The 25,104-nt window shown below is 34.6% G+C and carries 23 protein-coding genes and 1 pseudogene; 5 read left to right on the top strand and 19 right to left on the bottom strand.

What is annotated here, in order from left to right; translation table 11 throughout:
* Window positions 1–60: 60 nt before the first annotated feature.
* Window positions 61–1,755 (bottom strand): M3 family oligoendopeptidase, encoded by a 1,695-nt coding sequence (locus NST14_RS07135; protein ID WP_000008563.1) that lies wholly within the window; start codon window positions 1,753–1,755, stop codon window positions 61–63.
* A 161-nt stretch (window positions 1,756–1,916) separates the two neighbouring features.
* On the bottom strand, window positions 1,917–2,363 hold the full coding sequence (locus tag NST14_RS07130) for a MarR family winged helix-turn-helix transcriptional regulator (RefSeq protein WP_000203341.1): 447 nt from the start codon (window positions 2,361–2,363) through the stop codon (window positions 1,917–1,919).
* A gap of 190 nt (window positions 2,364–2,553) precedes the next feature.
* Between NST14_RS07130 and NST14_RS07125 the strand changes: the two genes are divergently transcribed.
* Window positions 2,554–4,050 (top strand): DUF3149 domain-containing protein, encoded by a 1,497-nt coding sequence (locus tag NST14_RS07125; RefSeq protein ID WP_000669145.1) that lies wholly within the window; start codon window positions 2,554–2,556, stop codon window positions 4,048–4,050.
* Between the two features lie 29 nt (window positions 4,051–4,079).
* Here NST14_RS07125 and NST14_RS07120 read toward each other — a convergent pair whose 3' ends face one another.
* Window positions 4,080–4,361, bottom strand: a complete 282-nt coding sequence (locus tag NST14_RS07120; RefSeq protein WP_000493391.1) for an aspartyl-phosphate phosphatase Spo0E family protein — start codon at window positions 4,359–4,361, stop codon at window positions 4,080–4,082.
* 336 nt (window positions 4,362–4,697) lie between these two features.
* On the opposite strand from NST14_RS07120, the gene NST14_RS07115 reads away from it, so the two are divergent.
* Window positions 4,698–5,468 carry a divergent polysaccharide deacetylase family protein gene (locus NST14_RS07115; protein ID WP_001234121.1) on the top strand — a complete coding sequence of 257 codons (771 nt, stop codon included), beginning with the start codon at window positions 4,698–4,700 and terminating at the stop codon, window positions 5,466–5,468.
* Window positions 5,469–5,535: 67 nt separating this feature from the next.
* Here NST14_RS07115 and cbpA read toward each other — a convergent pair whose 3' ends face one another.
* From cbpA to NST14_RS07060, 11 genes are all read right to left on the bottom strand, one after another.
* Complete coding sequence (gene cbpA / locus NST14_RS07110; protein WP_001264219.1) at window positions 5,536–6,159, bottom strand: cyclic di-AMP binding protein CbpA; 624 nt, start codon at window positions 6,157–6,159, stop codon at window positions 5,536–5,538.
* 125 nt (window positions 6,160–6,284) lie between these two features.
* Entirely contained in the window at window positions 6,285–6,914 is a 630-nt protein-coding gene (locus NST14_RS07105; RefSeq protein ID WP_000895995.1) for a class II aldolase/adducin family protein, read from the bottom strand.
* 248 nt (window positions 6,915–7,162) lie between these two features.
* Entirely contained in the window at window positions 7,163–9,481 is a 2,319-nt protein-coding gene (locus tag NST14_RS07100; protein WP_074604387.1) for an NEAT domain-containing leucine-rich repeat protein, read from the bottom strand.
* A 413-nt stretch (window positions 9,482–9,894) separates the two neighbouring features.
* Complete coding sequence (locus NST14_RS07095) at window positions 9,895–10,677, bottom strand: DeoR/GlpR family DNA-binding transcription regulator (protein ID WP_000117662.1); 783 nt, start codon at window positions 10,675–10,677, stop codon at window positions 9,895–9,897.
* A gap of 40 nt (window positions 10,678–10,717) precedes the next feature.
* Window positions 10,718–11,902 (bottom strand): saccharopine dehydrogenase family protein, encoded by a 1,185-nt coding sequence (locus NST14_RS07090; protein ID WP_000862149.1) that lies wholly within the window; start codon window positions 11,900–11,902, stop codon window positions 10,718–10,720.
* Window positions 11,899–12,996 (bottom strand): 2-aminoethylphosphonate--pyruvate transaminase, encoded by a 1,098-nt coding sequence (gene phnW, locus NST14_RS07085; protein ID WP_000138244.1) that lies wholly within the window; start codon window positions 12,994–12,996, stop codon window positions 11,899–11,901. The genes NST14_RS07090 and phnW overlap by 4 nt, the downstream gene beginning before the upstream one ends.
* A 15-nt stretch (window positions 12,997–13,011) precedes the next feature.
* The gene (gene phnX, locus NST14_RS07080; protein WP_000687359.1) at window positions 13,012–13,806 is read right to left on the bottom strand and encodes a phosphonoacetaldehyde hydrolase; all 795 of its coding nucleotides are present in this window, start codon (window positions 13,804–13,806) and stop codon (window positions 13,012–13,014) included.
* A 21-nt stretch (window positions 13,807–13,827) separates the two neighbouring features.
* Entirely contained in the window at window positions 13,828–15,585 is a 1,758-nt protein-coding gene (locus NST14_RS07075; protein ID WP_000425420.1) for a putative 2-aminoethylphosphonate ABC transporter permease subunit, read from the bottom strand.
* Entirely contained in the window at window positions 15,586–16,587 is a 1,002-nt protein-coding gene (locus NST14_RS07070) for a putative 2-aminoethylphosphonate ABC transporter ATP-binding protein (protein WP_000006183.1), read from the bottom strand.
* Between the two features lie 20 nt (window positions 16,588–16,607).
* A complete protein-coding gene (locus NST14_RS07065; RefSeq protein ID WP_000750887.1) occupies window positions 16,608–17,684 on the bottom strand; it encodes a putative 2-aminoethylphosphonate ABC transporter substrate-binding protein in 1,077 nt (358 codons plus the stop codon).
* 228 nt (window positions 17,685–17,912) lie between these two features.
* Window positions 17,913–18,065, bottom strand: coding sequence for a hypothetical protein (locus NST14_RS07060; protein WP_000240799.1), 153 nt, complete (start codon window positions 18,063–18,065; stop codon window positions 17,913–17,915).
* A gap of 148 nt (window positions 18,066–18,213) precedes the next feature.
* Here NST14_RS07060 and NST14_RS07055 point away from each other — a divergent pair, with 148 nt between their 5' ends.
* On the top strand, window positions 18,214–18,549 hold the full coding sequence (locus NST14_RS07055; RefSeq protein WP_000725962.1) for a DUF3905 domain-containing protein: 336 nt from the start codon (window positions 18,214–18,216) through the stop codon (window positions 18,547–18,549).
* A 38-nt stretch (window positions 18,550–18,587) separates the two neighbouring features.
* Here the strand turns inward: NST14_RS07055 and NST14_RS07050 are convergent, their stop codons facing one another.
* The 5 genes and pseudogenes from NST14_RS07050 to phaR all read right to left on the bottom strand — a co-directional run bounded on the left by NST14_RS07050 (window position 18,588) and on the right by phaR (window position 23,789).
* Window positions 18,588–19,937 (bottom strand): TrkH family potassium uptake protein, encoded by a 1,350-nt coding sequence (locus tag NST14_RS07050; RefSeq protein WP_001204709.1) that lies wholly within the window; start codon window positions 19,935–19,937, stop codon window positions 18,588–18,590.
* A gap of 23 nt (window positions 19,938–19,960) precedes the next feature.
* Window positions 19,961–21,149 (bottom strand): annotated as a pseudogene (locus tag NST14_RS07045) (NAD(P)/FAD-dependent oxidoreductase).
* Window positions 21,150–21,243: 94 nt separating this feature from the next.
* Window positions 21,244–22,329, bottom strand: a complete 1,086-nt coding sequence (gene phaC, locus NST14_RS07040; RefSeq protein ID WP_000206335.1) for a class III poly(R)-hydroxyalkanoic acid synthase subunit PhaC — start codon at window positions 22,327–22,329, stop codon at window positions 21,244–21,246.
* An 82-nt stretch (window positions 22,330–22,411) separates the two neighbouring features.
* Window positions 22,412–23,155: an acetoacetyl-CoA reductase gene (locus NST14_RS07035; RefSeq protein ID WP_000250412.1), complete on the bottom strand. Its 744-nt coding sequence runs from the start codon at window positions 23,153–23,155 to the stop codon at window positions 22,412–22,414.
* A gap of 151 nt (window positions 23,156–23,306) precedes the next feature.
* Window positions 23,307–23,789: a polyhydroxyalkanoic acid synthase subunit PhaR gene (phaR, locus tag NST14_RS07030; protein WP_000566940.1), complete on the bottom strand. Its 483-nt coding sequence runs from the start codon at window positions 23,787–23,789 to the stop codon at window positions 23,307–23,309.
* A 198-nt stretch (window positions 23,790–23,987) separates the two neighbouring features.
* Between phaR and phaQ the strand changes: the two genes are divergently transcribed.
* Window positions 23,988–24,440, top strand: coding sequence for a poly-beta-hydroxybutyrate-responsive repressor (phaQ, locus tag NST14_RS07025; protein WP_000903020.1), 453 nt, complete (start codon window positions 23,988–23,990; stop codon window positions 24,438–24,440).
* A gap of 42 nt (window positions 24,441–24,482) precedes the next feature.
* Window positions 24,483–25,007 carry a polyhydroxyalkanoic acid inclusion protein PhaP gene (gene phaP, locus NST14_RS07020; protein ID WP_000448576.1) on the top strand — a complete coding sequence of 175 codons (525 nt, stop codon included), beginning with the start codon at window positions 24,483–24,485 and terminating at the stop codon, window positions 25,005–25,007.
* The last annotated feature ends 97 nt before the right edge of the window (window positions 25,008–25,104 follow it).

Below are 25,104 nucleotides of genomic sequence, written 5' to 3'. Positions count from 1 at the left end.
ATTATCTCATCATTTTCTCATTATGTCGATGTTAAACATGTGAAAAAAAGCGCATGTTTTTTACAATTTTGTGTCGTCAATTGCTTGTAGCCATGCTTCAATTTCTGTAATAACACTTTTCACACAGCCTTCAGTAAATGGTGATGTTAAATTGGCAACTTCTACTAATTCCAAGAATGATTTACTTCCACCTTGTTGGCACAGATTCACATAATCTTCCCACGCCTCTTGTCTATTATCTCTTGCACGTTTCCAAAATTGCAGTGCACAAATTTGTGCTAACGTGTAGTCAATATAGTAGAACGGCGAGCTATAAATATGTCCTTGACGTTGCCAGAATCCACCGCGCTCTAAATAATCATTATCTTCATAATCACGATGCGGTAAATACTTTTTCTCTATATTACGCCATGCTGTCTTACGATCTTCTGGTGATGCTTCAGGGTTTTCATATACATAATGTTGATATTCATCAACAGATACACCATACGGTAAAAACAGAAGTGCTGAACTTAAGTGAGAGAAGTAATATTTATCTGCATCTTCTTCAAAGAATAACTTCATCCATGGCCATGTGAAGAATTCCATACTCATAGAGTGAATTTCACACGCTTCATATGTTGGCCAATTATATTCTGGAATTTCAAATTTACGACTTTCGTATACTTGGAAAGCATGGCCTGCTTCATGTGTTAATACGTCAATATCACCAGACGTTCCGTTAAAATTCGAGAAGATAAACGGCGCTTTATAATTCTCAATATATGTACAATATCCACCGCCAGCTTTTCCTTTTTTCGCAACTAAATCTAATAAATCATTATCTAACATGAAATTGAAAAATTCATCTGTTTCAGCCGATAACTCTTTATACATCGTTTTTCCATGATTAACAATCCAATCCGCATCTCCTTTTGGAGTTGGGTTACCTGTAGGGAATTCAAAGTTTTCGTCGTAATATGCTAACTTCTCTACACCGATACGTGCTTGTTGACGTTTTCTTAATTCCGTTGTAACGGGAACGATATAATCTAGCACTTGCTGACGATAATTTGCTACCATTTCCGCATTATAATCTGTACGGTACATTCTTGCATATCCAAGTTCAACAAAGTTTTTGAAACCTAAAGATTTGGCGATTTTCGTTCTCACTTTAACAAGCTCGTCATAAATACGATCTAACTCTTCTTCATTCTCAGCTAAAAATCCGTAATACGCCTCACTTGCTGCTTTACGTTCACTTCTCTCTTTCCCTTGCATAAATGGAATAAGCTGTGATAAAGTTCTTTCTTCTCCTGCAAAATCAATTTTTGCAGATGCTAATAATTGTGTATATTGTGAAGACAATTTATTCTCTAATTGTAAATCCTTCACGACTTCATCAGAATATGTTTTTAAATCACACTCCGCAAGAGCAAATAATTGCTTCCCATAATATGCTTCTAATTCTTCACGGAATGGAGAATGAATTAACGCATTATAATACTTTGTACCATATCCTTGTACAACTGGAGAGAATTCATCAAAGAAATCTTGCTCTTTCTTATAAAAAGCATCTGTTGTATCAACAGAATGACGAATGTAACAAAGATTCCCCATTGTACCAAAATCGTTACGAATTTCGTTAATTGAATGAATGACTTGTTTTTGTTCCTCTACAGTTTTTGCGTTATCAAACCTCTCTAAAGCAGCTGTAAACTTCTCTTTTAATTCTTCAATATTTGGCCTTTTATATTCATAGTCTTTAAATGACATGAACGAGCCTCCTCTCCATTAAATGCATCCTTTACTATAATTCAATACTTACTTCCAAATCTCCTCTTATTCTTCAACAAAATACGGCATATACTGTCATCATTACATGTAAACAAAAAAGCTTTGGATTTCTTTATCCAAAGCTCCTTTGGAACATATTATTACTTTTCATACTTTCCAATCTTTTTTAATAAATCCAGTAATTCGTCCTTTTCCTCTTTCGTTAACATTTCAAAAGACTGATGAATAACTTGCTCATGCCCTGGAAAAATAGAAGAAATAAAGTTCTCTCCAGATTCAGTTAATTGTGCATAAATAACACGTCGGTCATTCGGGCATGGAATTCTCTTTACTAGTCCCTTTTTCTCTAACTTATCTACAACATATGTAATGCTGCCACTAGCTATTAAAATACGCTCACCAATTTGCTGAAGTGGTTGACCGCCTTTATGATATAGCAGTTCTAATACAGCAAACTCAGTTGGATTTAAACCGTTACTTTGTATAGACTTATTTGTCGTATCCATAACAGAACGATGTACACGAGATAATGCAATAAATACTTTTAAAGATTGAGAAATATCTTCTCGTTCATTATTTGATGTCATACAACTTTCAACCCTTCACTTAAATTCTCAATAATAAAAAGAACAAAATAGTACTTCATATAAATTCCGAATGAGTATTCACTCATTCATTATCTCTCCCCAAATATATTATGAATGATTCTTGAATAAAAACATGACAATTTTAACATAGTTTATATATAATGATAATAAAAAAGAAGGAGTACCAAATTTGAAATTCAAATTCCACAGCATAGTTTTATATATATTGCTTGTTATCCTACCAACAACAGGGATTGGTGCTACATTTTATTCATATCATTCGTATAAAATGAAACAAGAAAATAAACAAGTTGCCCATACGGTTCTCTTTTTATATAGAGACTATTTAGATCACCACCTTGGCGAAGCAATTTCTGCCCTAGAAATGCTCGCAAAGGTCGTAGGAACCGAGACTGGAAATATTAATGGGATGAAAGAAATTGTACATGATACAGATGGAAACGATGCACGTTTTTCTGGTCTATATTACGCTACACCAGAAGGTATCATTACAATCGCATCGGAAGGTGACCGACCACCTGTTGATGTCTCAGATCGTAAATATATTCAAAACGCCTTACAAACTAAGAAAACAACTGTATCATCCGTCATTACAGATCGTGTTCTTGGCCATCAAGCTATTATGATTGCTTCCCCCATTTTTAATAAACAGAAGGAGCTCTCAGGCTTATTGTTAGCAAGTTTACGCTTTGACTACATTTCATCATCTTTAAATGCCATTAAGCCACAATACCATTTTGAAGTAACTGATAAGTATGATGTAGTTTTTCTAACCGATGATAATAACGAAACAAGTGATGCACATTCTAATATGCTTACTACTCCACTCCAAAGATTAGATTGGAAGGTCTCTGTTTCTCCGTTACCTATTCATCAAAAAACTTTAAACCAGTGGGTTGCCGTAGAATGTATAGCTACTTTATTTTTAATGTCAATTTTATTTTTACTCGCTCAATATATGTTGTTAAAACGACAAACAAAACTAGAAAGACAACAAAATGAACTACAAAAAATTGAATTAGTTGGAACTTTTGCAGCCAGTACCGCCCACGAAATCCGTAATCCACTTACCGGAATTAAAGGGCTCGTCGCTCTATTAAAAGAGAAATATAAAGATGAACAAGATCAGTTCTATTTTTCCATCATCGAACAAGAAATAGAACGAATTAATGAAATTGTAAGTGAATTTCTTATTCTGGGAAAGCCAACTGCAATCATTGAACAAACATATGATGTGAGAACCATTCTAAATGAGGTAGCATTAATTATTCAATCTGAGGCGAATCTACATAATATTGTATTCCATTTACATTTGCCAGACCGTCCTGTTCATATCCGATGCTCGAAAGACCATATGAAACAAGTGGTTTTAAACATTACAAAAAATGCAATTGAAGCTATGACTTTTGGCGATACACTAACTATTTTCGTAACAAACAATGAAACACACGCACAATTGCAAATTATAGATACTGGAAAAGGGATTCCAAAACATATTCAAAAACACCTCTTTCATCCGTTCTTTACTAATAAAGATACTGGAACAGGTCTTGGACTTGTCATATGTAAACGAATTATAGAGATGTACAACGGGCATATTTTTATTAACAGTATAGAAAACGAAGGAACGACAGTTCATATCGAAATTCCGTTACACATAGTATAATTATCCTTATCCCTAAAGGGTAATTATACTTATTTCATAAAACCAGCCACAAGCATTCGCCAAAAATTACTTGATTTCCCTTCATACCCAATTTGAAAAATAGGTACCTTTATAATTGATAACCATTTTGGTGTTTGTTTTTCTTTATAACACTGGTACTGTAAAATAAGCTTGTCCAATTCTTGACTAACTTGAATCGTCTCCGTACTATTTAACCCACTCGTTAAACCTAATTGAATCATCTCTTCACGTTTCATATGAATATCACGTGAAAGCTTTTCTAATGTGTACTTCCTTTTTGCAGTAAACATTCATATCCCCCTTATTATACTTCCATGCTCTCTACTTCACTTCTCCATTGAACTTTTAACTGCTTATCATATTTGAATTTGAAGAATCAGAAAATTAAACATTTTCTCCCTGTAATTTACAAATCTTTACCCTCACTTTGAGAATTATTACAAATTATTCTATCTTTGTAAATACATTCGCAATAATAGACAATTTTTTTATCTCCTTTTTTTACAAACACCAATTAAATAGCGGATTCCCTATTTTCCATATACTTTTCTTCGACATTTTTTGTTTAATTTATATAAAAACGCAAACCATAATGGTGATTGATAATATAGAAAGGAAATAGTTATATGCGCAAATATACGATTGCATTGCTTATTTTGACTATGTTTTTACCAGCCTTCTTGTTTCCTATTGAGGCTAAGGCCCATACAAATAAAGTAGCTATTGTCATTGATGACTTCGGCAATAATATGAAAGGAACTGATAAAATGTTATCACTTCCTATTCCACTAACTGTTGCTGTTATGCCTTTTCTTCCTTCCACAAAGGAAGATGCGATAGCGGCTCATAAGAAAGGACACGAAGTTATTATACATATGCCAATGGAACCGATTAAAGGTAAAAAAGAATGGCTTGGACCAAAAGCAATTACAACTGATTTAAGCGACGAAGAAATAAATAATCGACTCGAACAAGCGATTCAAGAAGTACCACATGCAATTGGGATGAATAATCATATGGGATCAAAGGTGACTGCAGACGAAAGAATTGTACGACTTATACTCGCAGCTTGTAAAAAACACGGTTTATTTTATTTAGATAGCAAAACAAATCCTAAGAGTGTCGTCCCAAAAATCGGGAAAGAATTAGGAGTACCAATTATTGAAAATCAATTATTTTTTGATGACGTGTACACAGCGGCACATATTTCAAAACAAGCCCAATTACTCATTAAAAAACTTCAAGAAAAACCGATTATGGTAGCTATCGGACATGTTGGGCCTCCAGGTGAAATTACATCACGTGTTATAGAAACCTCTATCCCTAAAATTCGTGAACATGCAGATTTTATTTTTTTATCCGATTTAGCATTATCTCCGCCTCCTGTTTCAAAATAAGATTCATGACTCAAACTAAAAAAGAGAGCAATCTGCATATAGCAAATTGCTCCCTTTCCTTTTCATCTTAAATATAATCTACATGACTCACCCTGAATCCTTTTTTCTCTATTTTTTCGATTAATTGCTTTAATCTTTTTTCATTTAACTCATCTGTTATATTGACAATAACGCGGCGAATATATTGATCGCCGTTATCTAGCGTAAATAGTCCACCGATATGAAATGCTTTCAACAATGTCCCAAGTTCTTTAATCGTTCCCTTACAATCTTGTGTTGCAATTGTTAATATATAACCACCCGTCCGCATACCAAATGAATCCTCAATAACATCAAATATATTGGAATGAGTTAAGATGCCAACAAATTCATTATAATCATTTAATACAGCTAAAAACGGCAAACGACGAATAACATAAAATGCTCTGAAAAAAGAGTCCTTTTCAAAAATAAATGCAGTGGAATCTTCCAGCATATGTTCCGTACTTAATTCCTCTAATCCACCATTACACTTCTTTTCTAAAAGATCCACTTTATAAATAATCCCCATGAATTTCTTTTCATCTTCTGCTAATACAGGGATTGCTCGAAATCCCGTTTCATTCATAATTTGCAGAGCCTTCTTACCTGAATCGTTCATTTTGCAAAATGTTACTTGCTGTTTTGGCAGAAAATGATATTTAACTCGCAAAATATGTTCCTCCTTACATGTCAACATGTAATCTATATATAATAAGGAGACCTATATTTTATGAGTAAAATTATTTTTAAAACGCTTTCATTTACTTATTGACTTGTAACGACATCACAAACATTTCATATAACAGAGCTCTTTGCACCTTTTATCATTAACAATTTTACATGGTAGTTCATTAAATATTCTATACCCTCCAACCATTTTTTCGCGTATTCTGGAGTTTTTCCCCACACAATCATGCCATAATTATGAACGAGAACTACTCCTCCACCTTCAATAAAATTCGGCACATTATTCTCTAATAAATCTGCGAATTTTTTCTCATCTTCTACAATGGGAATTGTCATTTCTGTTATACCTTCTTTTCCAAAAACACGTTCCACGCTACGTTTATCGAATGTTACTTCCCCTTTTTCTCCATACAACTCTGATATTAAATGACTATCTACAGTCTGTACTTGTAAAATACATTCTGCACTACTTTTTTTATAAATATCTGCATGCATAAATGATTCCGCAGCTGGTTTTTCTTCATTTTCAAATACTGGTTCACACATACAGTTTACAACAATAAAATCTTCTTCTGAAAATAACCCTTTATCTCTTCCTTCAACGTTTACTAAAAAAGTTAACGGCTCTTTTGACGTACAAAGTGATAAGCTAATTTTTGTACCATAAAACCAATCACGAAGTGCTAGTTCAGATTTCACATCTTTTAATTCATTCCATTTCTTTAGAAAAAATAACATTTCGTCACCCCCGGCGTAATATTCATATAATGTTCGAATCCTTTCTATGTAAAAGGAGTATTTTTTGATTATTCTAAAAATTTAATTGAATTATCACATGAGAACGCCTTTTTGTCAATATAGTTTCACGTCTCTTCTTTAAAAAGGGCTATTCATATGTCTATACTCATGTATCTTGACTATTTCATTTTATACATAAAAAATACGTTATTCTTTTTCAATCAAAGAATAACGTATTTTCTCATCTTTTATTTCGTCATTGCGTTATATAAGAACTGTGCATATTGTTCACGTGTTACAAAATCATCACCTAAAAAGTTTCCTTTTCCATCACCTTTTGATATGTTATTGTCCGCTAACGCTTTCACATATTCTTCTGCCCAATGACCAGTTGGTACATCATTAAAGTTCACTTTATTATTTTCATCTTCTTTTAGCTGAAATACTTTATATAATACTACAGACATTTCGTATCGAGTTAATACTCCATCTGGACGAAACTCCCCAGTACCATCTCCTTGCATAATTCCAGCTTGCGCAACTGTAGCAATATCTTGCTCAAACATATGTCCTTTCGTATCTGTAAATCTCTCTTTCTGCTCTACTTTATGTTCTAATTTCAAATACCTTTGTACTAAAGACGCAACTTGTCCACGAGTAATACGATCCCCAAATCCAAATTGTCCATTTCCATATCCCTTAAAAATATTTTCTTTCGCTAAATAATGAATTGCTTCCTCTGACCAATGTCCTTTTGGTACATCTTTAAATTCTACTACTCCTACTTTTTCATCTTCTTTAGAATTATTGTCTTCTTTAGAAGTGTTATCTTCTTTACTTTCTACCACATTTTGAATCACAGATCCTGTGAAGAAGATTCCTGTATCCGCAAATGGATCTTTTACACCAAATTCATATACTTTCTCACCCGGTGTACTCCACTTAACTGCATCATTACTATACGTACCACCTTCGCTCTTTAAACGAACTTTTGTAGAGATTTTACCATCTTTCTCGTATATAGGTACTTTTACTTCTTTATTTACTTCTGTTTCCTCTAAAAATACTTTTTGATTTTGAACATTGATATAGGCTGTTTTACTTAGTTCTATAACTGGTCGAACATCACGAATTTCATTTGCAACAAAACTTAAGAATACTAACTTTTTCAAATTGCTAGCTGGTGTTAAGTCTGAAATATAATTCGCTTCTAAATCAAGCTTTTGTAAGTTTACTAGACTTGATAATGGAGTAATATCCTTTAACTCATTGTTAGGTAAGTGTAATTGTTTTAACTGGGTCATCTTACTTAGAGGAGTAACATCTTTTATTTCATTTTTCCCGATCCACAATTCTTCTAATTGCTTCATTTGCTCAATACCGGATAAATCTTTTACTTTATTACGTGTTAATACTAAGTCTTTTAAAGGTAATGAATATAACGGTTTAATATCTTCAATTTGATTACCTGCTAAAGTTAAATATGTTACATTTTTCAACGCGCTTAATGGCGCAACATTCGTAATTTTATTATTTGCTAAATTCAAGTAATCTAGTTGTTCCATTTTCGCTAATGCTGTTACATCTTCTATTTGGTTACCTGATAAATATAAACTTTTTACATTTTTCATCTCAATTAGTGGTGCAACGTTCGTAATTTTATTATTACTTAAATCAAGAGAATCTAAATTATCCATCTTAACAAGTGTTGTTACATCTGAAAATTCATTACCACGTAAAGCTAAATGTTTCAATTGTTTTAAGCTCGTAAAGAATGATGGATCTTTTATCTTCGCATTCGCAACTGTTAAAGATTTTAAATTTGGCATATATTTTAATGCACTATAATCCAGTATCTCATTCGTATTTAAAAACAAGTCCTTTACTTGTAATAACTCTTCTTTCGTGATTGGTGTATTTAAATCTTTTCTATTAAATACCTTTTTATTAACAAGCTCTCTTAATTTATTATCTGTTATCATATTTTGATTATCAACTGGATGATCCGTCTCCATATTGCCTGAATTAGAGTTATCATCTCGTTTCTCTGTTTCTTTGTCACCTACAGTTGGATCTTTAATTTCAAATTGAACTTGATATTTGTGATCATATCCAATAGCCGGAATAAGTATATGCATTTGCATATTGTGCTTCTTCTCAAACTCACCAATTTCAAATTGAACTACTTTCGTTCCATTCTTCCTCTTATCTTCTGACAAAACTTTCACATCATGAAATACGCCAGGTTGGTTTTTATCCTCTATTCTAAGGTATTGAAAATAATCGCTATCTTGCATTGTTACAGTTACAATTTTTTTCCCATCCGCAATCGTTACTTTAGGATTTTTTATATATTGAGAAACCATAGATGGCTCGTCTTTTTGATCCTTATATATTTTAATCTCAGTATCGTATGTACGTTCACTAGCTGCCGCTACCGATTGGTTTGCTTCAATTTTTATTGCTGCTAACGCTGGAGTAGAGTATGCAGCAAATGGAATTGCTAATGTTGTCGCTACTACTAGCGCCTTCATATAATTTTTTTTCAAAATAATATCCCCTATCATATATAATCTTTATAATTGATAAACATTATCAATTACTCATAAATAAATGATAATGAATATCATTATCGATGTCAACGAGAATATTACATTAAATTTATATTTTTAAAGGCAAAAAATATAAAAGCCCTTTATTCAAAGAGCTTTTTTACCTATCGTATGAAGAATTTCATTTTTCTCCTTCTCATTGATGACACCAATTTTTTGCAAAATATTTGCATACAATACAAGTTTATTATATATCCGTTCTGACATACTTCCCCTTCTTTCCTTCGACCAACTTTTTTTGTATTGGTAAATTATATGAAAGAGATGGGAAAATGTGTCCACTTTTTTTGCATAAATACAAATCTTTTATCCCGCTATTTGCAGGCAGTAAAACTCCCACCTCACAATCAGGTGGGAGTTCTACGTATTTAACAAATTGTCCATTGAATATTATGCCTTTTAACTTCCTCTTCAAAACTATAGGGCATTTTCTTATCACAAATTACATGTTGAATGCGCGAAAACGCTGCTATTCGGTAATTTCCTTTTACACCTACCTTTGTATGATCACATAAAATATATGTTTTCTCTGCTAATTTCATCATCGCTTCTGACAGTTTCGCCTTTTCTAATTCAAAACTAGAAACTCCAAAACCAGGTAATAATCCATCAATCGAAACAAATGCTTTATGAAAATGAAATTGCTGGATAACTTGCTGCGAAATAGATCCTGATACGCGTGAATGTTTTGGAGATACTTTTCCACCAATAAATAAAACTTCACCGTGAAACATCTTTTTATTAATAGAAGAAATTAATTGTGTCGCTACTGGAAATGAACTTGTTACAATCGTTAAATTTTTGCGATGTACAAGATATGGTACCATTTGAAGTGGTGTACTTCCGTCATCAATCGCAATCACATCTCCATCTTCTACAAATGTTGCTGCTTTATACCCAATTCGCTTCTTCTCTTCTATATGTAGCATCTCTCGTTCTAACATTGGTGCCTCTATTCCAGCTCCCGGAAGTTGGACGGCTCCACCATACACTTTCTTCAACTTCTTTTCACGATCCAATTCTTCTAAATAACGACGAATCGTCTCTGTTGATACAGCAAACTCTCTCGCTAATTCTGAAACTTTTACCTTCCCTTTAAACTCTACCTTCTCAAGAATGGTTCGCTTTCTTTCTTCACCTACTACAGACATAACCTCACCCCATTGATTTCTACCTCATACACTGCCTTACTTATACAAAGTTATAACTTTCCTTTTCAACGAAAACTTCCTCGTGAATATGAATACCACGCTTTTTTAGTTCATCAAAAATAATTTGTGGTTTGACAAAAGCTTCCTCGGGTGTCACAACACCAACTTTATTTACATTCCCATTTGCGATTAGCTCTGTAGCAATCCCAAATGGAATACCGACGTTTCTCGTATAAGCTCTTAATTTTTCCCATCCTACAACAGATCCATCAGATAACGGGTGTGTATGATATAATACACGTCTTTGTTTCTCATTATTTTTCATACCTATTACTTCTACATGAAGTGCATAACCGTAAATCTCTGTTTCTTGTCCTTCTTTCGATTGCAATAAATACTTCGCAATACAATCCATTATGCCGATTTCTTTTCCATTTATTTCAACTGGATCATTACGCAATATACCGTAATCATACAATGCACGTACGAGCTGCATATTTTGCTTTGGCCAAGTTCCTCTCGTCTCTATTAGTTTAACGCCTTTATTTTCTAATGCTTTTGCTAACGTAATCGTTTCAGAATGCGGTATGATATACTGCGTTGTCTTACCATAAGGCGCCGGTAATTCAATTTCTCTTGGACGCGCAAACGGAGGCACTTGCTTAAACTCACCATCTTCATACACTGTACGCGATGGCAAATGTGGATCATATTCATATGTCGTTGTTTCTGTAATGGATGCAGAAAAAGCAATAGGACGATACGAACCATGACTTACACGAACTGACTCTACAGTATGTAACTGATTTGCTGCATGCATCGCCATCATTTGCGTTACACCTGGCGTCATACCAAACCCAGGTAAACATGTTTTTCCGTTTTGAACAAATATAGAATGCGAATCATTTTCTTCACCAAATCCATTTAAATTCACACCGTGACAACCTGCTTCTGCAATACATCGAGTAGATAATCCATTTAACTTAATTGTTGTACCATCCATTACAATGTCATAGCCCTTCATTTTTGCAACCGTATCCTCATGATTCGTTACATCTACTTTCACAAAATCAACGCGAGGATCGTTGAGCCATTCTACTACTTTAAGCCCCTCTTCTTCGTTAAAATCTGCTACTGTAATCGTCTCAAAAGATGAAAATTGCACTAAATCTAAAATTGCTTCACGACAAATTTTACCTGCTCCACCTAAGCAAAATACTTTCAACCTATAACAACTCCTTTAGCGATACTATCAACTAAGCGATGAATATCTGCCTCATGTACATCACCGATATTTCCAATGCGGAATGTATCTACTTTTGAAATTTTACCTGGATATATAACAAATCCATCACGCTTTAATTCATTGTATAATTGATCAAAATCAAACCATTCTTCTGGATAAATGAAAGATGTAATAATAGGCGATTGATATTTTTCATCTACTAGTGGCTTAAATCCGATTTCTCTCATTCGATTCACTAATAGTTTTTGATTGTTATCATATCGATTGTAACGTGCTTTTACTCCGCCCTCTTCTTCTAATTCAAGTAGTGCTTGATAAAAAGCGTGTACAACATGTGTAGGTGATGTAAAACGCCATTTTCCATTTTGATTTTCCATCGTTTCCCATTGATCGTATAAATCTAAAGATAATGAACGTGCCTGCCCTTTACATTTCAACAATTCATCGCGCTTTGCAATAACAAATCCGAACCCTGGAACCCCTTGAATACATTTATTCGCACTACTAATTAGAAAGTCAATTTGCAACTCAGCGATATCTATTTCAATACCACCAAAACTACTCATTGCATCAACTAGTGTTACTTTTCCGTATTGCTTCCCTAATTTACATACATCTACAATTGGATTGATAATACCTGTTGTTGTTTCACAATGAACAACTGCAATATGTGTAATCTCTTTATCTTGTTGTAATATCTTTTCTACTTCTACAATATTAGTAGGCTCCCACTCTTCTGTTTGACTGACCACCACATCTATATGTAACATCTCTGCCATTTGTACAATTCGCTTACCATACGCACCATTTGTACAAACAAGCAGCTTTCCGTTTTTTGGAATGACAGAACCGATTACTGCTTCAACTGAAAACGTACCGCTTCCTTGCATTAATACTGTTGTATATCTCTCTTCTTCCTTCGTTGCTAACGATACAAGTTTAGCTCTTACCTGTTGCACCATCATGTTATATTCAACATCCCACGTACACCAATCGTATAGCATAACTTCTTTTACTGTTTTTGTTGTCGTTAATGGTCCTGGCGTTAATAATAAGTAGTGATTTTCAGTCATGATCCTATTCCCCTTTTATGAAATAATAAATTCTTGTTTCTCGATTTGTTCAATTACGTTTTCGAGTCCCTGCATCGTTTCAATTGTAAAATGAGCCCCGTTTTCAACGAAACGCTTTCGAACTACTTCCATTTTTTCACGAAGTTCTACCGGATCCATAGTTTCAGCTGCCCACTCGCTTAAGCCGAGCTCACTACTACCGAGAATTACACCCACAGTCCACATACCAGCATTTCTGCCCTCTTTCATATCTGACACTGTGTCCCCGACTTTTATCATATGATTCATCGGATACACACCAAGTTCCATTGCATTTTTATAACACATCCAAGGGTACGGACGGCCTGCTGAAACATCATCTGGCGTCACAAGAACATCAGGTTTATATCCTTGTATTTCTGCTTCTTTTGCAACGATGTCCATCATTTCTCTCGTATAACCAGTTGTTGAGCCAATTTTAAGGCCTCTTTTACGTAATGAAGCAACCACTTCTTTCACCCCATCAATTGGCGTGGCATAGTGTGGCAAAATAGTAAAGAGTATTTCTTCAAACTCTTCATACATCTCGTGAATGTCTGCTTCTGTTGGTAAATGTCCGAAAACACGCTCCCACTCATTCGCAATACGAGGCATTTCTGTTAGTGCCCTTACATGATCGATCTTTAATAATCCCATCGGTTTACGGGCTTCTTCATCTGTAATTTTAACACCACGTTTACGAAAAATTTTTATGAATACTTCCAGTGGTGCAAAACATCCGTAATCAACTGTCGTACCTGCCCAATCAAAAATAACTGCTTCTATTTTCATTCAATCCATCACCCTTCTCACTTATCTTTTTTGCCATTGTGACGTTCGGTTACGAAGTGCTTTCGTTCCCCATTCATATACAACTCTTACTACAATATTTGTAACAACAATAAGTACACTCATTGCAGCTGCTGGCGCTACATTTCCTGCATCATCCATATTTACGATTGATACGGCAGCTAGTTTAAAATCAGCTGCGTATAAGAATACAACCGCTGACACAGTTACCATCGAATTGACGAAATAGTACATGACCATTTCTAAAATTGCTGGTAAACACATCGGTACTGTTACTCTAAAGAATGTTTTATAAAACGGAATGCCCATCGACTGCGAAACAAGCTCAAACTCTCGGTCTAATTTCTTTAAAGCAGTCGTTGCGGTAACGAATGTTACAGAATAAAAATGAATGATGTTTACTAGTACTAGCACAGCAATTGTTCCGTATAAAGAATGAAACGGATTCGTTACTGAAAGTCCAAGTATTTGAATCGTTGGTTGACTAAAGAAAAAGACGTATCCCAATCCAAGTACTAAACCTGGGATTGCTAAAGGGACAATCGAGAAAAAGTAGCCTGTTTTTCGGAAAAACTTTAGCTGATCTATTTTCTCAATCGCATATGCGAACATAAATGTTAAAATTGCCCCAATAACTGCTGTAACTGCTGAGACAATCACACTATTTTTAAATGCTTCAAGTCCATCTCCTGTTAAACTCGAAAAATTAAAATGCTCAAATGTAAAACTCATATTATATGGCCATACTTTCACACTTGCAGCAATACCAACCGCCACAAATAAAAGAATAATCATAAGTGTAATCACACTACAATATATGAATGAGACTACATCTCTTTTCTTATTAGCCGTTATTCTATATGGCACTGCTTTGGAAGATAAGAAATTTGCCTGCTTTCTTTGCGTAATGCGATCAACTGCAAATGCAAATATAGCTGGAATTAATAAAATCATTCCGACAGTTGCACCCATCGGCATATTTTGTTGTCCAATTACTTGTTTGTATACATCAGTAGCAAGTACATTATATTGCCCACCAACAATTTTTGGTGCGCCAAAATCAGTAAAACTAAGTGTAAACACAACAAACATCGCACTAATTAATCCATACTTTACACTAGGTAAAGTAACAGTGAGAAATTGCTTTGTTTTACTCGCTCCCAACATATTAGAAGCTTCATATAAACGATAATCAGAACCTTGGAAAGCAATTAATAATATAAGAAATGCTTGCGGAAATGTATACATGACTTCAGCCATTACAATTCCTACTGGTCCATATAAAGGGATTTGTATACCTTCAAATAAACCAAACATCCCTTTCGTTACTAATCCTTGATTACCAAATAAATATGTCAGTGCGATACCATGCATCATCGTTGGTGCGAATAATGGTAACAACGCGACATATTGAAATACACGCTTGCCAAATACATTCGTACGAGCGATCGCATAGGCGTAAGCGAAAGCAAGTGTCACTGCAATAATTGTTGTCGCGCCCGAAATCCATATCGTATTTTGTAATGATTGAACTAATGTTGGGGTTGTGAAATATTTACTGAAATTCGCAACACCAATGAAAGCTCCATCTTTATCATAAAAAGCTTGTGTAAACAATTGTAATAGTGGTAATACAAGCATAATCAAAAAAGCAAGAATCATACCAATAATTAATAGTCTTTGTATCCATTCTTCTTTACCGATACGTCTCTTAATCTTTTTTTTCGTACTTTCTACCTTTAAGTCTTCTAACATCTCCATCTATACAACAACCTTCTTTCCATATGACAACATATGATTTTCTGAGAAAGAGATTTGAATCGGATTTCCTTTCCTAATAGCTGTTTTTTCTACTTCTGATGCCAATATATCTACAACGATTTTCTCATTATATAGATGTGTTTTTTCATCTATAACTCGCACTTCTGTCCGGTATACAGATCCACGAAATTCCATACTTTCCACAACCGTTTTAATACCATCATTTTGTACAATCGTTACATGTTCAGGACGAATTGCATGTTCTTCATTATTTTTCGAAAAGAAATTAATAGAACCAATAAAATCTGCCACAAACGGATTGGCTGGTCTTTGATAAATCTCCTCTGGTGTTCCAATCTGCATAATTTCCGCATGATTCATTACAACAATTTTATCAGCCATCGTTAATGCCTCTTCTTGATCATGCGTGACCATAATAGTTGTTACTCCTACTTTTTCTTGCAAATCACGCATTTCTCTACGTAACTTTTCACGTACTTTTGCATCTAAAGCAGATAACGGCTCATCGAGTAACAAAATATCCGGAGACAGAGCGAGCGCACGTGCAAGTGCTACTCGCTGCTGTTGTCCACCAGACATTTGAGCAGGATATTTATCTTTTACATTCAGTAAATCAACTAGTTCTAACGCCGATAGCGCCTTCTCTTTTACTTCTGCTTTTCCATACTTTTTCGTCTTTAAGCCGTATTCAATGTTTTCAAGTGCTGTTAAATTCGGAAATAATGCATATGATTGAAACACCATTCCGAAATTTCTCTTTCCAGGAGGTAATGCTGTAATATCTTTTCCATTCACAGCTATACTGCCTGTTGTCGCCTCTTCTAGCCCTGCTAAAATTCGAAGCAATGTTGTTTTCCCACAGCCACTTGGGCCTAATAAACATACAAACTCATTTTTTTTCACAGTAAAAGAAATATCTTTTAACGCTGTAAATGCATCAAACTGTTTTTGAATGTGTTGAATTGATAAATATTCGCTCATTTTTTCTCTCTCCCACTCACTTACTTTTTCGGTTCTGCTTTTTGGCCAAACTCTTTTTCCCATTTTTCTAAAATTTTGTCGCGATTTTCTGCTGCCCACTTAAAGTCATTCTTTTTGTATAATTTTTCCGTCACATCTTTAGGGAATCCATCTGGAAGTTTATAATCATTTTTAATTGTCGCAAATCCATTTTTCTCGAAGTATAACTTCATTACATCATCAGTAATTGCCCAATCTAAAAATGCTTGCGCTAATTTTTCATTTTTTGCATTATCTTTTTTAATAAGTGCGTTCGCTTCTACTTCCCAACCTAATCCTTCTTTTGGCAATACAACTTCAACTGGTGCACCTTTTTGTTTCTCTTTCAAAGCACTATAAACCATCGATACACCAACTGGATATTCACCCGCCCCCGCTAATTTCGCTGGTTTTGAACCTGAATGAGTATAAGTTGCCATATTATCATGAAGTTTCTTCATGTAATCCCAGCCTTTATCTTCACCCATAATTTGTAACCATGCAGAAACTGTTAAAAATCCTGTTCCAGAAGATGCTGGATGCGGCATAACAAGCGTTCCTTTATACTCTGGTTTCGTTAAGTCTTCGTATGATTCTGGCATCGGTAAATTTTTCTTCTTTAATTCTTCTTTATTTATAGCAATCCCCGTCATAAATGCAGTATTTCCTACCCATTTTTCTGGTTGTTTATCATCTTTAAATTGCGGTAAAACGCGATCCGCTCCTTTTGGAGAGTATCCTTTTAACATATCTTTTTTATCTAAAGCTAATAGACTTGAAGCTGCAGTTCCCCATACAACATCTGCTTGTGTATTTTTTCCTTCAGCTAGCAATTTTGCTGTAATAACTCCAGTTGAATCACGAACAATATTCAGCTTCACATCTGGATATTTCTTTTTAAAAGAATCAAGATAAATTGGTACAAGTTCTTCTTCAATTGCTGTGTAAACAGTTAATGATCCAGATAATTTATCATCTTTTACTTTTGCCCCAGCACTTTCTTCTTTCTTTGCACCACACCCCATTAATAACGAAAATACCATTCCAGTTGCTACAGCTTTAAAGATTGTTTTTTTCACTGTCTCTCTCTCCTTTTACAAATCTTATGTACAACTCAAATATAAACAACTAGTGTAAAAGCAGTATTAAACCAACATTAATCTTTTGTTTGTTGTTTGTTTTTGTGTAATACGTTGCTACTTCTATGTTTTTTCGCATTTTTCTGCTAATAATGAACACTAAATTTACAAATAATTAAAAAAACCTTTATAATCCCACAAAAAAATGAGGCGTTTGTAAAAAACGCCTCACTTTTGTTTACCTTTTTTTGAATTACGATTTGCATACTTCGCGCTATTTTCTCCTTCATACTCTAATGCAAATTCTGCATCTGGTAAGCTTTCTTTCGGAGTTTTATTATTGTTGATTGCCGCATTTTGTTTCACTTTTCTTTTTACCAATACATTCACCTGCTCTCAAAAATTCACTTTCTACTCTAGTTTGAAGCGAGCTAAAATAATTATTACTGGCAAGTGTTAACAAGTACATAAGAACTGTTAGATGGAAATACTACATATGAAGAAATCATAATAAAAAGGAGCTCTTATTTTGAAGAAGAAAGATAAAATCCAGTCACCCATTTTAGATGAAACGCTCCCGCATCAAATGAATTTCCCATCTTTTAAAGGAACAGGAAAGAAGATGCAACAACCTTTCATAAATCAATATGACGTCGTAATCGGAGACAGTAAATATGATTCCGAGAACAGTCCACTTCACAATTGGAGTGATGATGTAGATCCTGCCATTATGGCTGGAGAAGAATGGATCCATCCTACAAATGATATTGGTTGGATTTCAGAAGAAAATCAAGAGTTACTAAAAAAAGAAGGAGATAATAAGAAGGATACTTTTATGCATCCGCAATTTGGCATTAATGACTAAAAAACCATTCTACCTATGTTAGGTAGAATGGTTTCATACTATCCAATAATAATTCTCTCTTTCGGATATTTATAGCGAGGTGGCTGTTCTCTTCCGCCACTAGCTAGTATAAATGTTAAAATACCGACACGCCCGATAAACATAAGTACAATGAGTACAAGTTTACCAACAGTTGTTAAATCTGGCGTAATACCTGTCGATAGTCCTGTCGTCCCGAAAGCAGAACAGACTTCAACAATTAAACTCATAAGCGGTACATTTTCCGTAATAGATAAAATAAATAGTGCTGTGGCACATAATAAAATCCCCATTGTCATAACGACAGATGCTTTCAGCACGTCCTCTTCATGTAGCTGACGTTTGAAGACTCTAACCGTTCTCCCGCCTCTTGCAAAAGTGTATAGTGACAATATACTAACAGCAAATGTCGTTGTACGTATCCCGCCCCCAACCGAACTTGGAGATGCTCCTATAAACATTAATATACTCATAAATAAAAGCGTCGGTTGTGACAATTCAAGTATATCCATTGTAGCAAGTCCCCCGCTTCGCGTCGTCACAGATTGGAATAGTGTATAGAAAACTGTTTCATGCCATGACTTTCCTGCTAAAAAATGATTTCGTTCTAGTAAAAAAATCATAATCGTTCCAACGACCACGAGCGCAAAAAATGTTGTTGTCGTCAATTTTGTAAATAGCGAAAAACGAAATAGTTGCTGTCTCCTTTTACTAAGGAATTGTTTCACTTCCATTAATACAGGGAAGCCGATTGCTCCTAAAATAATAAGTAACATATGAATCATTTGAACAATGTAATCTTTTTTATACGGAATTAGCGATTGTCCTGTTAAATCAAATCCGCCGTTCGTAGTTGCACTAACAGCTGCAAAAAAACCGTGAAAATAAGCTTCTTGCCAAGTTGGAAAGTAAAGTAAGAATCTTGTACCTAATAATATCGCTCCAATAAGCTCTATTGAAATAATTACAATTAAAATAGAACGCATCAATTCTACAAGACCTGATAAATTCCCTTGATTATGGTCTGCCATAATGAGTCTTCTTCTCTGCAAACCAATCTTTTTTCCTGTTATAATCCAAACGAATGTACCTAACGCCATAATTCCTAAGCCGCCCAATTGTAAAATAAGGGCTAAAATAATAATTCCTGCCGTAGTAAATGTATCTGAAATCGTAACAACAGACAGGCCCGTAACACTTACCGCACTAACCGATGTAAAAAGTGCATCTATAAATGTCCATTTGACACCAGGCTTCGTAACAAACGGTAAACTAAGCAATATCACCGATACAACTACCGCTAATAAATAAAACAGAACAATGAGTTGTACAGGGCGTAATTTTTGTAAAAACTTTTTTATATCTCTCATTCCATCACTTCGCTACCTTTTTTCTATCGATTAAATAAAGAAAAATCTTTACTTTCTTTATTTGTAAATAACTGCTCAAATATTTTAGCAAATACCATTCCATACACAGTTCCATTACCTCCATATGGCAATGCATAAAATAAATTATGTATCTTATTATCTTCTTTTAAAATAGGGAGACCATCATGACTACCGCCAAATGCTGCCGCCCAATAGTAGTCTGCCTGTATATCTTTATACTGCGGGAACATCTCTTTTATAATGTTAATAAGGACATCACGCTTATGCAATAATTTCGTATCACCGATTGTTTGAATTTGCATTGCTTCATCTAATCCGCCTACAATAATACGGTTTTTATACGTTCGAAAATATAAATACGGCCGTGCTGTTTCCCAAATTAATGATCGCTCATACCAACCTTCAAACTGATCTATTTCATTTGTTACAATTGCATAAGAAGTTTCTACTATTGTATTTTTTTCTTTCTTTCCAAAAAGTGCTTCATAACCCGTCGCCATAATAATATTCTTTGCTACAATTTGATTTCCTGTTTTCGTATAACAAATTAAATCATTTTGACGTTTTTTTATATATATGGCCTCTGTATGTTCATATATAGTAGCACCCATTTGATTTGCTTTATGCAAAAGGCTATGCGCTAATAAATACGGATTTACCTCAGCATCACCGTGTGTATATAATGCCGCTTGTTTTGTAAAAGGATACCGTTCCTTAATATCAGATGCTGTAAAATACTCAACTGGAAACTCATAATTCTGTAACGTTTTGTATTCCTCTTGTAAAAATGAGACATCTTCACTTTTACTTGCATAATATAAACTGTTTCGCGGAATAAACTGGGGATCGATATCGAGAGTCGGTACAACTTTCTCCATTGTTCGTAACGCTTCGTAACAAAGCTTATATGCTCGCACCCCTTTTTCTTCGCCAAATGTATGGATAAGTGAGGTTAACGATTTATCATGAAGAAATTGTAATAACCCTGTATTAGCAGCTGTGCTGCCACATGAAATCATATTTTTTTCAATAAGTGTAACGCACATTCCCATTTTCGCTAACGAATACGCTATTTGAGCACCCGCTTCGCCACTTCCAACTACAAGCACATCACATATCATTTTCTAACGATGGATAACAAGGCATAGAAGCTCCTGTATCCCAAAACAACTTACCAATCATAAGCTTCATAATTATACTCCTAAAATATAAATTTCTCCTTTCTATGTTTTGTTATTTTACATAAAAAAATCCAACTAACATATGCTAGTTGGATTTTTTATTTTTACTTAGAGCGCTCGTCAAGCCAGTCTCCAATCGTCGGATACGTTTGTTTTACCGCTGTTCCACCGTAAACAATCGACATATGTCCCGTTGGTAAACATACATATTGTTTATCTGTGCTAGAAATATGATCTAGCAACGCTTCTACTTGGCACGGCAGGGCGATATGATCACGTTTCCCTGAAATATTTAAGACATTCGCCTTAATATTTGCAAGGTCTACCTTTTGTCCGCGAATCACAAGTTCACCCTTAACCAATTTATTATTTTGATAAAAATCACGAATCCACTGTCTGTATGATTCACCTGGGAACGGAATGCCATCGCCAACCCACTTTTGAACTAACCTCCAGCTTTCAACGAAGCGCTCATTCTCTGAACGATCTACTAAAGCAACATATGGACCAACAAAGTTCGTAATTGGTTTTAACATTTTGTTTCCGAAATCAATCATTTCTGGCGGAATATTTCCAAATGTATCAACCGCTTTATCTAGATTGAAGTATTTCTCATCTAATAAAGGGCCATATAATCCTGTTTCAGAGAAATCAAAAGGACTTGTCATAAAGATTAGGTTACGAATTGGCATGTGCGGATGAAGTGCCGCATAAATAGAAGTTAGCGTTCCCCCCATGCAATAACCAAGTAAAGAAATCTCGTCCGATTTTGCAGTTCGCATTACTTTTTTCACTGCTTTTGCAATATAATCAAACACAAAATCATCAAATTTCAAATGACTATCTTCTAAACCAAATGTGCCCCAATCAAGCATATACACATCAAAACCACGGTCCACTAAATATTCCACTAAACTATTTCCAGGAGTTAAATCCATAATATATGGTTTATTAATAAGAGCATATATTAGTAGAATTGGGACTCTTTGTGTTTTTTCTTGTTTTGGAATGTAGCGATAAAGCTTCGTCTTATTCTTCGTCCAAATAACCTCTTTCGGCGTTAATCCTACTTGTGGCTCTGGTTCACGTAATAAAATTTCACTCGCCCTTTTCACTCGGCGATATGCTTTTCGGTACTCTTCTGGGTATAGCTCTAATTGCTTTTCCCATTCTGTTGCGAATGTAGTCATTTTTCTATCTCCTTTTTGGTCAATTTCCTTCTAAAAAAAGAAGTGCATTCCTGCTATGGATATGCACTTTTTTCTTACTTCATTACATATATAATCCGCCGTTAATGTTTAATTGCTGACCTGTGATATAAGCACCGTCACGGCATAGGTATACTACACCTTTTGCAATTTCATCAGCTTGACCAAAACGTTTTTTCGGGATTTTCGCAACGATTTTTTGGCGTACTTCTTCTGGTACTTCTGCTACCATTTCAGTATCAATAAACCCTGGGCAAATAGCGTTTACAGTTACATTTGTTTTTGCAAGCTCTAATGCTAATGATTTTGTAAATCCTAGCATACCTGCTTTCGCTGCTGAGTAGTTTGTTTGTCCAAATCCACCCGCTTGACCAATAATAGAAGAAATGCTAATAATTCTACCTTCTTCCGCTTCCGTTATGTATGGAAGTACCGCGCTTGTCGTATTAAACACACTGCTTAAGTTCACGTCAATTACGCGTTCCCAATCTTCACGATTTAACTTTTTGAATGTACGATCTCTTGTAATACCAGCATTATTAACAAGAATATCAACTTTACCAAAATGATTCACTGCTTCTTCTACAAGTCGGTTTGCGTCTTCTACTTTAGAAACATCTGCTTGAACTGCATAAACGTCATGTCCTTCTTTTCCTAGTTCATTTACTAAGTTTTCAGCTGCTTCTTTACTGCTGTTATAGTTAATAACAACTTTTGCGCCCTCTTGTGCTAACGCTACTGTGATTGCTTTTCCAATCCCTTTTGCCCCACCTGTTACGATTGCTACTTTGCCATTTAATTGAACCATTTCTTCTCCCCCTTAAATGAATTTGTGAACGACTATTATGAATCATTTTGGTACTCATACTATGGAGTCCCTATATAATTATGTTTCGCTGTTTATACATAGAAAAGAGATTCTCCCTTTCTCTTTCATATGTTATAAACAAGCGCTATTATCACTTTTTATTTTCTGGCTTATTCGTAGGTTTTACTTCTTCTTTTACAGGTTCTTGTAGTTTTGCTAGTACTGCATTTTGCTTTTCTAGCAATTCTAAAATTTGATCAACTTTCGTTTCTAATGTGCGAATATCTTGTTTTACTTTCGTAACATCGCGCTTTAATGTAGGAGCTTGTCCTACTGACTCTACCTTATCTTCTAGAAACTCCTCAATGTTATCCACTTTATTTTCTAAGTTAATAACAAGCGTAGCCACTCTAGCGATATCCTCTTTCGTAGGCACATTTACCTGCTCTAAATAATTTTTTGTCGTATCATTTAATGCTTTTTGATAAAACAAATTCAAATCTAGAACGCTGCCCATCCAAGCAGAATATTCTTCTGTTTTAATTGTTTCATTGAGCGCTTTTCCCCAAAATGTTTCGGTTTGTTCATAAGCATTTTTCCATGCTTGTAGTGGATCGAATTTTTGATCAATCACTTTACCTACACTCCCTTTTTCGTTTTTGAAACAATTCAACCTATTCATTATTTTCTAATATTCTGAATAAAACTTCAAGTCTATATTTTATTTTTTTCTATTTTCTAACAAATGTATTGACTTTAAAAACAGATAGGTGTAAATTGCACTTATAAGCAAAAAATTCCATCTAACTGATTCATGAGGTGATGCACAATCATGCTACATAATGAACCAGAACAACGCGAAAGTTTGGAGAACAACCAAGCAAAACAACCAAACTCCATGCCAAAAAACTTCTTAGTTCCCTTCTTACTTCTCTGTCTTAAAGACTGGAGTCTTCATGGTTACAAACTTATTCAAATGCTAATGGATATCGGCTTTTCTTCTGTTGACCAAGGTAATGTGTACAGAACACTACGCAAATTAGAAAAAGAAAACCTTATTTCTTCTACTTGGGACACAAGCGACGGAGGGCCAGCCAAAAGAATTTATTCTTTAACTGAATATGGAGAGCAATATTTAACAACATGTGCGACTTCTTTTGAGCATTATCAAAATATGTTGCGGACGTTTTTCACGTTATACACCAATGCATTCTTTCCATTTTCTACTTCTCCAGAAAAGGATGAAAAAGATTCTTCATCTTCACCTGGTGATACAGCAGAATAATCTGCGTTCACAATATGTAAAAAAACATTTGGGGGTCAAACAATGGAAACTAAACCATACGAATTAGTCGATGCATTTTGGAAAAACTGGTCTCAATCACTTTCCCTTTTCTCTTCAGCTGGGAAACAATTAGAGCAACTTACTTTAGAAACATTAAAACAACAACAAGATGCTTTGCATAAATTAACAGCAGGAGTAGATGAACTAGAAAAAGAACTGCAACAATTTACTACTCAATTCAATAATCAGTATACAGATTACGTGAAGCAATTAACTGGAAACTCCTTAAATGATCAAATTAATGAGTGGCAAGACAAATGGAAAGAGCTTTCTGCTCATATGCAACAGCTAACTGTTTCTCCTACAAAAACATCTTTGTCTATCCTTACTCAAACAAGCGGTCAATTTGAAGAAACAACGAAGCAATTTATTGAACAACAACAATTACAACGTGAAGAGGCTCAAAAACAGTTAGAAGGTTTTTTGGAAGATTTCAAGACAAAACAGTTGGAACTCGCAAAAAAGTTCGAGGAAAACTCAAAAAATCTATTTACTTCCATCAAGTAAGAAAAATGTGGGAGCTAACTGCAGCACAAACAAAACTCTTTCTTCCTCCTACTACATCAAGATGGCTAGCATTTTTCGATATGGAAAAGAAGGAGGA

Origin of the sequence: Bacillus sp. FSL W8-0519 (assembly GCF_038005585.1) — a bacterium.
Lineage (GTDB): Bacteria > Bacillota > Bacilli > Bacillales > Bacillaceae_G > Bacillus_A > Bacillus_A paranthracis.
The sequence above is the reverse complement of the archived record's forward strand: the minus strand, read 5'-3'. Positions and strand labels throughout refer to the sequence as shown.